The 12,548-nt window shown below is 42.4% G+C and carries 10 protein-coding genes; 4 read left to right on the plus strand and 6 right to left on the minus strand.

Annotation, left to right across the window (positions count from 1 at the left end; translation table 11 throughout):
- The first annotated feature begins 37 nt into the window (after positions 1–37).
- The gene (locus L6494_RS23360) at positions 38–442 is read left to right on the plus strand and encodes a hypothetical protein (RefSeq protein WP_237990117.1); all 405 of its coding nucleotides are present in this window, start codon (positions 38–40) and stop codon (positions 440–442) included.
- Positions 443–542: 100 nt separating this feature from the next.
- Here L6494_RS23360 and rnc read toward each other — a convergent pair whose 3' ends face one another.
- The 3 genes from rnc to L6494_RS23370 form a co-directional block, all read right to left on the minus strand.
- On the minus strand, positions 543–1,226 hold the full coding sequence (gene rnc / locus L6494_RS23365; protein WP_237990118.1) for a ribonuclease III: 684 nt from the start codon (positions 1,224–1,226) through the stop codon (positions 543–545).
- A gap of 25 nt (positions 1,227–1,251) precedes the next feature.
- Positions 1,252–1,377: a hypothetical protein gene (locus tag L6494_RS30910; RefSeq protein WP_269139274.1), complete on the minus strand. Its 126-nt coding sequence runs from the start codon at positions 1,375–1,377 to the stop codon at positions 1,252–1,254.
- A gap of 68 nt (positions 1,378–1,445) precedes the next feature.
- Positions 1,446–2,039: a Uma2 family endonuclease gene (locus L6494_RS23370; protein ID WP_237990119.1), complete on the minus strand. Its 594-nt coding sequence runs from the start codon at positions 2,037–2,039 to the stop codon at positions 1,446–1,448.
- A 183-nt stretch (positions 2,040–2,222) separates the two neighbouring features.
- Between L6494_RS23370 and bchD the strand changes: the two genes are divergently transcribed.
- From bchD to L6494_RS23385, 3 genes are all read left to right on the plus strand, one after another.
- On the plus strand, positions 2,223–4,265 hold the full coding sequence (gene bchD / locus L6494_RS23375) for a magnesium chelatase ATPase subunit D (RefSeq protein ID WP_237990120.1): 2,043 nt from the start codon (positions 2,223–2,225) through the stop codon (positions 4,263–4,265).
- 370 nt (positions 4,266–4,635) lie between these two features.
- Positions 4,636–4,806: a beta-Ig-H3/fasciclin gene (locus L6494_RS23380; protein WP_237990121.1), complete on the plus strand. Its 171-nt coding sequence runs from the start codon at positions 4,636–4,638 to the stop codon at positions 4,804–4,806.
- Positions 4,807–5,207: 401 nt separating this feature from the next.
- Positions 5,208–7,931 carry a cation-translocating P-type ATPase gene (locus L6494_RS23385; protein ID WP_237990122.1) on the plus strand — a complete coding sequence of 908 codons (2,724 nt, stop codon included), beginning with the start codon at positions 5,208–5,210 and terminating at the stop codon, positions 7,929–7,931.
- Positions 7,932–8,090: 159 nt separating this feature from the next.
- On the opposite strand, the gene L6494_RS23390 is transcribed toward L6494_RS23385, so the two are convergent.
- The 3 genes from L6494_RS23390 to L6494_RS23400 all read right to left on the minus strand — a co-directional run bounded on the left by L6494_RS23390 (position 8,091) and on the right by L6494_RS23400 (position 12,346).
- Entirely contained in the window at positions 8,091–9,872 is a 1,782-nt protein-coding gene (locus L6494_RS23390; RefSeq protein WP_237990123.1) for a HAMP domain-containing sensor histidine kinase, read from the minus strand.
- Between the two features lies 1 nt (position 9,873).
- Positions 9,874–10,899: a phosphate/phosphite/phosphonate ABC transporter substrate-binding protein gene (gene phnD, locus L6494_RS23395; protein ID WP_237990124.1), complete on the minus strand. Its 1,026-nt coding sequence runs from the start codon at positions 10,897–10,899 to the stop codon at positions 9,874–9,876.
- A 238-nt stretch (positions 10,900–11,137) separates the two neighbouring features.
- The gene (locus tag L6494_RS23400) at positions 11,138–12,346 is read right to left on the minus strand and encodes a DNA double-strand break repair nuclease NurA (RefSeq protein ID WP_442947020.1); all 1,209 of its coding nucleotides are present in this window, start codon (positions 12,344–12,346) and stop codon (positions 11,138–11,140) included.
- Positions 12,347–12,548: the final 202 nt, after the last annotated feature.

A 12,548-nucleotide genomic window follows, 5' to 3' on the forward strand; every position in this document is an offset into this window, starting at 1 on the left:
TCGTAGTTTTAAAAACTTTTTTAACGAGGAGACATTTATGACTAGTGAAGAAAATAGAGGAATAGATTCATCTGAACGCGCAAACGTAGATACATACGATAGAGGCATTGTCCCTGCTGAAACTGCTGCTCGCAAAGAAAGAGAAGGAGATTTATACAAAACACTGCCTACAGAAGAAAAAGAAGCAAATTCACCTACAGATGATCAGACAAATGCCCAAAGTGTTCGCACTACAGATGGCTATACAGTAGATAAAGAAGGTTTGTTAAATAACTACGCAGTTGAACCAGAAATGTATTATGAAGTTCCAGGTGATGCGAAAGAAGCAGCAGCACAAGACACCGCAGAACGGATGCAAGAATTAGCCGAAATTAATGAAGATAAAGAAGGTGAATTAACAGAAAAAGGTGATAGAAGAGGGAAAGGAACAGGTGTAATTTAGTATTTAGAGACGTTGCAATGCAACGTCTCTAAAGGTGAATTATTTAGGTATATCCCAGTTTTTATTTTTTAAAAGTTTTACAAACTAATTCTTGCAGTTATCACAGCAAACCTTGTTGTTTCAATTTAGCTAACGCATCCTCAGCCGACAATTTTTCTGCTTCTTTTTTATTACGTCCCGTACCCTCTCCGTACTTTTGATTTTCCACATAAACTTCAGCTTTGAATTCTGGCGCGTGAGACAAACCACCTGTTTGTGTTGTCACGTATTTGGGAGGAGTCGGACCAATATTGGCCTGTACCCATTCTTGAAACCGATTTTTTGAATCTACATTAGAACGAGACACTACAATTTGTTCAGGTACAGCATCAAATAATGGTTCTATAATTGCACGCACTGCTTCTATATTGCAGTCGTTATCTAAATAGTAAGCACCAATTACAGCTTCTAATGTACTGCTAAGTAAATTAGGATTTTGATAGCCACCATCTCGAATTGCGCCTTTACCTAACCGTATCCTGAAATCTAAGCCTACTTCAATCGCAAACTTTGCTAATTGTTTCTCATCTACTAATGCTGAACGCCGCCGTGTTAATTCATCTTCTCCCTTTTCCGGGTGACGACGATAAAGATATTCCCCACTTAAAAAATTCAGCACAGCATCACCGAGAAATTCTAGACGTTCATTATGTTCGCCTTCTCCTGGGTTTTCATTCACATAAGAACGGTGTGTAAGTGCTTGGCGTAGAAGTTCCGTATCATGAAATATGAGCAATTTGTGCATTTTGATGTTGCTGGTGTCAGTAAGATTATGGCTTATTTTGAGCGATCGCCTCATATAAAAATGTCATTCTGACTGGAGTCCTGAGCGAAGCGTTCGCGCCAGCGTTCCCGTAGGGTAGGAACTGTAAGGAAGAATCTAGGCTTTGTGGCACATACCGAGATGTTTCATTCCGCTACGCTGCATTCAACATGACAAAGAAACAGACTTTTCAAACGTCCTCTAACCTCCAAAGCTTATTTTTGGGGGGAATATCCTACTTAAATTCACAGACAAATCAGGAAAACAAGGTAAAGCTATTACCTGATTGGGCAAGACAATTCTTTTATTTGAATAACCAGATTTACCTTTAGTATCTTGATAAGGTTCACTGTAAGATTCTAAATAGTTATCAAATAAATTGAATATCCAATAATTAGAAATACCTGCTTGAGCATAGAGAGGTATTTTTACATCTTGATCATAACTTAAAGACGAATCTGCAACTTCCATCACCAGCAATACATCAGCTGGACTAGGGTGAGTAGAGAGATAATCATCAGCGCGGTTCTGCACGATAGCAAAATCTGGTTCTGGTTCGCTATTAGGCGGTAAACTAATAGGGGCTTGAGATTGCAAAGTAGCCCTATCTCCTATCAGTTTTGGGAGTTCCTTCCACAACTTTCGTAAGCAAGTTTCATGAGCTGTACCCTTAGATACCATTTGTATCAGTTCCCCGTTAATTAATTCAATGCGGTCATCTTCGTGGAAAAAGCCCAATTCCACGAGTTTGTGATACTCTTCCACTGTGAAGCGTTTAGCTTGAGCTATACTCATAAATTTTGCTCCCAAGGGCAACACAACGCCCTCATTCCTATAACCCTTATTCTAAATATGCCAGAAATTGATATGCTAAAAGCCGAGACTAACTTGAAAGTGCTGAGTAATGAGTGCTGAGTAAAAATATCAGTTCTCAGTCCCTATAAAACTGTCTCCTGCCTTTATAATCATTTGCAAACCATGCCTGCGCCTACTATCAACCCTACAATTACCGCTTTTCCCTTGACGGCCGTTGTCGGTCAAGAAGCCATTAAATTAGCCTTGCTGTTAGCAGCAGTCGATCCTGGTTTGGGAGGAGTAGCGATCGCAGGCCGTCGCGGTACGGCAAAATCAGTTATGGCGCGGGCTATCCATGCGCTGTTACCACCGATTGAAGTTGTTCAGGATTCGCTGAGTAACTGCGACCCCAACCACCCAGAAACATGGGATGATGATCTTTTGGCAGAGTACGCCGATAAAGATGTTCAGGATGTCCCGACAGCAATTATCCCTGCGCCTTTTATCCAAATTCCCCTCGGTGTCACAGAAGACCGTCTCCTCGGTTCTGTGGATGTGGAACAGTCTGTTAAACAAGGAGACACCATCTTTCAGCCTGGGTTACTCGCCACCGCTAACCGAGGCGTGTTGTATGTGGATGAACTCAATCTATTAGATGACCAGATATCCAATCAGCTATTAACAGTCCTGTCAGAAGGACGTAACCAAATTGAACGGGAAGGAATCAGCTTTCAGCATCCTTGTCAATCTCTGTTTATTGCCACCTATAACCCAGAAGAAGGGGCATTGCGGGAGCATTTATTAGATAGAATTGCGATCGCACTTTCTGCTGACGGTGTTCTCGGTCTAGATCAAAGAGTAGAGGCCGTTGAGCAAGCGATCGCTTATTCCAAATCACCCCAAGATTTTCTCCAGCAGTACAGCGAAGATTTAGACTCGCTAAAAACTCAAATTCTCCTGGCGCGGGAATGGTTAAAAGATGTCACCATCACCCGTGAACAAATTGCTTACCTAGTAGATGAAGCCCTGCGCGGCGGTGTCCAGGGACATCGGGCGGAATTATTTGCTGTGCGAGTTGCGAAAGCGGCTGCGGCTTTAGATGGTAGGTCAACGGTGAATGCTGACGACTTACGCCGGGCTGTAGAGTTAGTGATTGTCCCACGGGCGACCGTTGTCCAGACACCGCCACCAGACCAAGCACCGCCACCACCACCCCCACCACCACAAAGCCAGGACGAATCAGAAGAAGACCAACAAGAGGAAGAAGAAGACAAAGAAGATCAACCAGACGAACCAGACGAACCAGAAGACCAAGAACCCCCCAGCATCCCGGAAGAATTTATCTTTGACCCGGAAGGGGTAATACTAGATGAAAGTGTGCTGTACTTTGCTCAAATGGCGCAGCGTCAAGGTAAATCTGGAAGTCGCAGCATTATCTTTTCCGATGACCGGGGACGCTATATCAAGCCGATGTTACCTAAAGGTAAAGTCCGCCGCATCGCCGTAGATGCTACCTTGAGGGCGGCTGCACCCTATCAAAAAGCCCGACGGGAGAGACACCCAGACAAGAAGGTTATTGTGGAACAGGGCGACATTCGCGCCAAGCGTTTGGTACGCAAAGCCGGGGCTTTAGTGGTGTTTGTGGTCGATGCTTCAGGTTCTATGGCCTTGAACCGGATGCAGTCAGCCAAAGGTGCAGTTATGCAACTGTTGACAGAAGCCTATCAAAACCGTGACCAAGTAGCATTGATTCCTTTCCGGGGAGAACAAGCAGAGGTATTATTACCACCAACCCGTTCCATAGCCTTAGCACGCAACCGCTTAGAAAGATTACCCTGTGGTGGCGGTTCACCCCTAGCACATGGGTTAACCCAAGCTGTCCGCGTCGGTTTAAATGCGCGCATGAGTGGAGATATTGGACAAGTGGTAGTTGTGGCAATTACCGATGGACGGGGTAATATTCCTCTGTCTCGTTCTTTAGGCGAACCCCAAGAACCGGGAGAAAAACCAGACATCAAAGGGGAATTGCTAGAAATTGCGGCGAGAGTTCGCGCCTTGGGGATGCAGCTATTAGTTATTGATACTGAGAGTAAATTCGTCTCCACTGGCTTTGCTAAGGAGTTAGCCCAAACAGCCGGCGGTAAATATTATCATTTACCGAAAGCTACCGATAAAGCTATTGCTGCCATGACCAAAGGTGCGATCGCTGATTTAAAATCTCGGTAACGAAACAAATACCAAAACGCATGAGAAATACAGCAGAATTCAGACTCCTGAATTCTGCTGTATAACTGTGATTGTTAAAAATATTGGCAAATATTTAATTTCTACCTTGACGCTACCACCAAGGGCAGATGTAAAACTTTAAGAAATATTTCAGGATAAATCACATCTTTGAAAAGTTGATTTTGTCATACTTCAGTAGACATTAATTAGTACAAAGCGGCGTAAATAGAGAGGTTCAGATAAACCTAAAACCCTTATTGTCAGACGCGATTTATCGCATCTGACAAAATCAATTATTTACACCAATAACTGAGCCGTATTGCTTCACGTTTGTACTAGCTTTTCAATTCACATTTTTACAAGAGAGATCATGAACCAAAAATTAATTTTTCTAGCTTCAACTATTGGATTAAGTGTGTTTATGGCAGCTTGTGAGCCTACTACACCACCCCCAACCACTGCACCGCCACCTGTGACTCCAGCACCCGTAGTCCCGCCTCAAACTCAACCGCCTGTAACCCCAACTCCTACTGTTCCATAAAAATGCTTTTGTTAATTTAAAGTCTGAGCGTGAGGCTAATACACGGAATGCTTATGTGACTCAGGGTAATGTTCAGGTTAGCCAAAAAGCTTAACAACCTTGGCACATCGAACAATACGCAACTTGAACATCTCCTGATTCCTGTCACTTTTCGATCATATTTATTGCGGATAATTTTAAATTGGGCGTTGCGTAAATGCAGGATGAATTGAGATTATTAGCTGAGAGTAAATTTAGATTATTTGCGCCTAACCTGCGGGTTCTGCCTTGCAGTATGCGCGTTAGCGTTAGCGGGGCGTAGCCCAACAAAATTCACCCCATTAATCAGCAAAGACTTAAATTGATTAGCTAACAACCAAACAGCTAACATTCCGCCTATGGGAAAATTTCAGGCCAATAAAATGACAGCAACAGATAAAAATACCATACAACCACAGCAATGGCATAACTTGCCTGCATCAAAGGTGGCGCAAAATTTAGACACCAATCTAGAAGCAGGTTTGACACCTAATGAAGTGACAAAACGACGGGAACGTTTTGGTGCTAATGAACTCAAAGCTAAACCCGGAAAAAGTCAATTAGTGAGGTTTTTATTACAATTTAACCAGCCGTTGTTGTACATATTGATCATTGCAGGGGCAATCAAAGCCTTAATTGGACAATGGGTAAATGCTGGGGTAATTTGGGGCGTAACACTAATTAACGCTATTATTGGTTTTATTCAAGAATCAAAAGCCGAAAGTGCGATCGCAGCTTTAGCGTCTTCAGTAGAAACTAATGCAACTATCCTCCGCAATGGTCAAAAGATTCAAGTTCCCTCCCAGGAGTTAGTACCAGGGGATATTGTCTTACTCGCTTCTGGCGATAAAGTACCAGCAGATTTGCGTCTTGTACAATCCCGCAATCTTCAAGTTAATGAATCAGCACTTACGGGTGAGTCGGTGGCGGTGGAAAAAAATACCCAACCACTCGATCAAGATGCAGTCTTAGCAGAACGCATTAATATGGCTTATGCTGGCAGCTTTGTTACCTTTGGCACTGGCAAAGGCATTGTTGTAGCCATTGGTGAAGCCACGGAAACTGGGCGTATCTCCCAACTAATGGAGCAAGGTACGAGCCTAAAAACTCCCCTAACGCGGAAATTTGATAAATTTAGCCGCACCCTACTATACATTATTCTCGGCATAGCTACGCTGACCTTTGCTGTTGGGTTGGGATACGGTAATTCATGGTCAGAAATGTTTGAAGCGGCGATCGCCTTTGCTGTGAGTGCAATTCCTGAAGGTTTGCCTGCTGTAGTCACAGTCACATTAGCTATAGGTGTATCTCGCATGGCTCGCCGTCATGCGATCGTGCGTAAGTTGCCCGCCGTGGAAACCCTCGGCGGTGCTACAGTTATCTGTTCTGATAAGACTGGAACACTAACTGAAAACCAAATGACTGTACAGGCAATTTATACTGGTGGGGAAGAATATACAGTCACGGGTACAGGCTATATTCCAGAAGGAGAAATTTTATTCCAGGAACAGCCAATAGATTGGCGCAATTATCCTGTTTTAGCGGAATGTCTGAAAGCGGGGTTGTTATGTAATGACTCACACTTAGAATACAAGGAAGAACAATGGCAAGTTGTCGGTGATCCCACTGAGGGAGCATTGATAGTTGTTGCAAATAAAGGGGAACTGGAACGCCGCACCTTAGAACAAGAAATGCCCAGATTGGATACTATCCCCTTTGAGTCTGAGTTTCAATACATGGCAACTTTGCATGAAGATGCTTCAGGTGTGAGGACTATCTATGTTAAGGGTTCAGTCGAGGCGATTCTCAAACGTTGTCAGCAAACTTTAGATACTCAGGGTAATCTAGCTTCTGTAGATCCAGAAAACATACATCAAAAAGTTGATGCAATGGCGCATCAGGGTTTACGGGTACTGGCTTTTGCTAAAAAATCTGTCTCAGCTGCTCAAGATGAACTAGATCATGCAGATATCGAAACAGATTTGGTTTTCTTGGGATTACAAGGAATGATCGATCCGCCTAGAGCAGAAGCGATCGCCGCCGTAGCCGCCTGTCAAAATGCTGGTATTCAAGTCAAAATGATTACAGGCGATCATGTAGTCACTGCACAAGCGATCGCAGAACGGATGGGCTTTAATCAAAATGGTCAAGTTCTGGCTTTCACAGGTAGCCAACTAGCCCAAATGGATAAATCAGAACTGGCTACAGCCATAGAAGACGGGGCTGTATTTGCGCGTGTTGCACCAGAGCAAAAACTCCGCATTGTAGAAGCCTTGCAATCTAAAGGCGAAATTGTCGCCATGACTGGGGATGGTGTGAATGATGCACCAGCCTTAAAACAAGCAGAAATCGGGATTGCAATGGGGGGTGCGGGTACGGAGGTAGCCAAAGAAGCCGCAGATATGATTTTGACAGATGATAATTTCGCCTCCATAGAAGCGGCGATAGAAGAAGGGCGGACTGTATATCGAAACCTATTGAAAGCGATCGCCTTTATCCTACCTGTGAATGGTGGGGAATCAATGACGATTTTAATTAGTGTCCTACTGGCTAGAGCATTACCAATTTTATCTTTACAAGTGCTGTGGTTAAATATGGTGAATTCCATCGCCATGACTGTACCCTTAGCCTTTGAGCCTAAGTCCCCAAGGGTGATGCAACAACCGCCGCGCAGCCCCCGCGAACCCTTACTTTCCCGCAGTTTAATTAAGCGTATCCTGGCAATTTCTATCTTTAACTGGATTTTGATTTTTGGTGTATTTGAATGGATGCGACAAACTACAGACGATATCACTTTAGCCAGGACAATGGCAATTCAAGCATTAGTAGCTGGGAGATTATTTTATCTTTTAAGTATTAGTCAATTAGGAATGGCTATCATTAATCGACTGCGGGGAATTAGACAAACATTCAGCGATGCTTCCGTCATGGGAATTGGCATTGCTTGTGCCATAGTGTTACAGATCATATTCAGCCAATGGGGCTTGATGAATCGTTTATTTTCTACTGCGCCACTGAACTTACAACAATGGTTAATTTGTTTGCTTGTAGGCTTACCAATGATTCCCTTAGCAATACTAGTAAATCGTTTTGACCCTCTTGATTGAGGTGATAAATTATTGCGTAATCTGAATGCGATCGCACTTGATAATTATCAGGCGATCGTCATTGGGAGCGTTTTGTCATTCTGAGTGAAACGAAGAATCTCATGACTAAGGGAAGGAGTGAGATGCTTCCTGCGTCAGCATGACAGGGGAATGGGTATCTCAATGGTATGATACTGGCAATTCGGTAGTGTTACCACTATAGGCGATCGCTTCCATTGGAACTGTCGAATGTTGAATTTCCTGTTGATGTAAAGGAATTTCAATCCAAAATTCACATCCTTTCCCCAAGTCCGATTCACATCGCAATATTCCAGAGTGTTTATCAACAATAATTTGATAACTAATCGATAAACCTAAACCTGTTCCTTGACCCACAGGTTTAGTTGTGAAAAATGGGTCAAATAACTTTTGTTTAACTTTATCAGTCATGCCTGGGCCATTGTCGGCGATTTTGACTATGACTCGGTTATTTTTAGCAAGATAAGTGCTAATTTTAATGTAACTGGGATTAGTTTCAATTTCTTGTGGGGTACGCTCGGCATTATAACTATTGAGAGCATCAATAGCATTATTAATAATATTCAAAAATACTTGGTTTAACTGTCCTGCATGACACTCTACCAGAGGTAGCTGGCCATACTCCTTGATAATTTCGATTTTGGGGTTCTCTGGTTTAGCCTTGAATCGATTTTGCAAAATCAATAGTGTACTTTCAATTCCTTCATGAATATTGACTGCTTTCATCTCCGCTTCATCTAGACGAGAGAAATTACGTAAAGACAAAACTATTTGCTGAATACGCTGAGATCCCATTGTCATCGAACCGAGAATTTTTGGTAGGTCTTCTTGGATAAACTCCAAGTCCATGTGTTCAATCTTTGATTGGATTGTTTTACTAGGATGGGGAAACTCTTGTTGATATAAACTGACTAAATCTAGTAGGTCTTGTGTGTAGTCATTAGCATGAGTCACATTACCGTAAATAAAATTCACTGGGTTATTAATTTCATGTGCTACCCCAGCTACCAACTGACCTAAGCTAGACATTTTTTCAGTTTGAATTAGTTGTGCTTGGGTACTTTGTAATTCTTGTAATGCTCTTTGGAGTTCTAATTCTGCTTGTTTGCGTTCAGTAATTTCTAACTCCAAACGTTGGTTCATGTGAGTTAATTCTGTATTTTTAATCAGTGTTTCATGAGACTTAGCTAATTTAATAGCCATATGGTTAAATGCTTTAGCCAAGTCTTCTATTTCATCACCAGTACGCATATCCAAACGATACTCAAAGTTACCTGTAGCAATTTCTGATGTTCCCGCCTGCAAATTATGCAAAGATTTGATTGTTGGTCGCCAAATCAGCATAAATTCGCCAGAAAACAGCATTAAAATCACTGCAACGACCACAAAAGAAATAATTCTCTGTACTTGATGAAGATTTTCTAAATCTTTTTCTACTAACTCCCTTTGTTTATCAGTACGTTGAATGAGCTCATCAAGAAATAATTTAATATCTCTGCTAAAAGAATTAATAGAGCGAAAATACAGTTGTGAATCTGCCGCATTAGCTTGACTCGAACTTTGCTCAATTAATTGAGTTGCTATGCGGCGAAGAAACTGGTGACGACGACGAATTACAGATATTTCAGGCACATCTGGCATTAAGAGTTCCAACTCATCCAAGGAGTTGATAAACTGTGCATGGGATTGTTCAATTTCTGCATTTTGATTTTGGAATAGAACAAAATCTTTGAGGATAATAATTTCTGACTTCAAGGCGTTATCTGCTTCTAGAGCTGCTTTGATGGTTTCCGCAGTGTCATAGCTTTTCTCGCGTACAGTTTGCTTAATCTGCTGCACTACTACCGTATTACCAATGAGGATAGCCACTACAAGTCCAACAGATACGGCAGAACTAGTCAGTAGCTTTGTAGAGATTTTCATTTTACGGAAGAGACATTAAGTTCAATTCTTGGCGGATTTTTTGAATCTGATCATAATCAGAAGCAATGACAAGGGTATATCCATCTAATTTACTACCTCCAATAGCATCAATCTCCATCGTAATACTTAGAAAAGCTTGCTTAAGTTGTTGTATTAACTCAGGGGGTAGTTCCTCCGATACTACTATAGGAAAGTTGGGTATGGGAGCAGATTCCCAAATAATTTTAGTATTTTTTGATGTGAGTTTAACATTCTTTTGCTGTTTAGTATATGAAGCAATATTGCTAGCGACAGCATCAACCATGCCATTTTCTAGTGCCGCCATACTTTGACTATGATTGCCCAAATAGATGAGTTGAGTAAAATCTTGGTAAGGATTATTAATTCTTTGTTGTTTCAAATCTGCTAAGGCTGCAAGATATCCGAAGGTAGAGGTTTGATCAACTAAAGCAATGCTTTTGCCTTTTAGGTCTTCTAATTTCTTAATGTTGCTATTGGCTTTAACAATAATACACAATCGATACCAAGGTTGACCTGTATTGGTGTCAATAGGAGCTACCAAAGGTTGAATTTTTGCACCTTTCTCTACAGCTTCAAGATAGGTAACAGATCCCAAGTAGGCTATATCTATTTGGTTTTCGACTAGCCACTGTACAACTTCTTTATTGTCTTGAGCAATCTGGAAATCAACGCCTCGCCCTAGATATGTTTCTAAATAATTACCTAGGGGTTTAAGTGCTTGTTTTTGGTCTGTCTGATTTTGGGTAGGCATTAACCCAATTCTGAGATTGGGTGGATTGTTTTTGCTATTAGTAGGGGTTTCATACGCAGTACCTTGTCTTTCCCTTGTGCGTCTAGTTACCTTAATTGGCGATGGCGATGAGGTTTGATTGAGAGTCTGCTGACTATATGGGGATGAATTTTCAGTACAGCCTATACTCAGTAGTGATGCGATCGCACCTACAATTAATATCTTGCCACTAAACAAAGACTGTTTGTTAACAAGCCACTGCACGGCTTTTATCATAGGATTAGACTCAGGTGATCAATAGTTTAAGCCAATACTAGGATTTAATTTTTTACCTAGAATCAGCTAAATAAATTTCTCACCCAAGATATTAGGTGAATAATTGCAAGTTTATACTGGATTAGCAAAGACATCAATAATTCAGTTTTTCAGTGATTGACGTAAATAGGAATATTAAGCAATACTGCCGCGTTTTCTAGCTTCCTTGTAAGAAGTGCCAACATTTCTCAACCCAGCTTTAATCATTTGTTTCTCTAACAACGCAAAAAAAACGGGTTCTATCACCGCCTCTGACTACAGCTTGATTATGGGCTTCGGCGATCGCCACAGGATAACCACAGCCTTTCTGTACCTGTGCTAACATCAATCCCAAAGCTTGGTCAAACATGGCTGTATTCTCAGCTACCCATGCGGGTACTTCTATCCGCGCAATTTCTGTACCGACGTGAACGTGGCAAAAATAGATAGTTTGGTCTGCGTAAAGTTCCAGGATGCGGTTATTGCTGCGCCACAGTGGCCCCCGTTGTCCAGGCGTAAGTTGAGTAGTCCACAATGCCGTATCTCGCAACGGTTCAAACACTTTGCAAGGGACTTTTTCTAGTTGATTGGGGCAATAACTAACACAATCTGGTGCGGGATGGGGACAAGCCAACAACCTTAAAAAATTCACCCCCTCCACATTCCGAGAAGCACTGAGATAACCCATCAAAGGAATTTGAGCCGCACGCATTTGACTCCAAGCTTCCAGAATGGGGGGTAAAATGCGATCGCGTGCATCTACAGGTAACTGTTCCAAAAACCAGTAAATTAACGAACCATCCACCATTGCTAAAGCAGGAATTGGTGATTGGGGATGAGGGATTAGGGATTGGTTATTGTTCTCTTCCCTACTCCCCAGATCCCCTGTTTTTCTCCTTCCAGTCCCCAGTCCCCCGTCACCAGTACCTACTTCCCTCACCAACTCAGCCAAAACCGTTGCTTCGCTAGCAGTGCGGCGATAACTCATCCATTCTTCAGTTTTAATTCCCCACTGGCGGGACATATATAAATCTTCAGGGCGGTAAAATACCTCTGGCAAACTATCCATGAGGGGATAGCGATTTTGTCCATAGTGTAGGACTACCCTACCGATATTTAAGAGATAACAGTAAGCAATTTCGTGATGATTGGGGGCAATTTGTGAACCATCGGTAGCAATAACAGTGTGTACCTTGGGGGGAACAGGAATATCTATGCGAGTATTTAGCGGCTCAAGGGGTGTAGCATTAGCAAAGAGAATGCGATCGCGCCATTTTTCCTGACGTTCCATCACCTCTTGTTGACACTCATAAGCTTTTTTTAGGTGCTGTTGCGCCAACTCTAAACGCTGGCGACTAGCCACAGCCTCTTGGCTAAGATGCTGACTTATACCCTGCATTTCTCGCGCTAATTTCGTTAAATCAAGCATAGAGTGAGTAGTGAGTAGTGAGTAGTGAGTGCTGAGTGCTGAGTAGTGAGTAGTGAGTGCTGAGTGCTGAGTAGTGAGTAGTGAGTGCTGAGTGCTGAGTAGTGAGTGCTGAGTGCTGAGTAGTGAGTGCTGAGTGCTGAGTAGGTACGCATTATATTTTTCTCCCCCTGCTTCCCCTGCTTCCCCTGCTTTCTTTTCCCCT

This window comes from Nostoc sp. UHCC 0870, from assembly GCF_022063185.1.
GTDB lineage: Bacteria > Cyanobacteriota > Cyanobacteriia > Cyanobacteriales > Nostocaceae > Trichormus.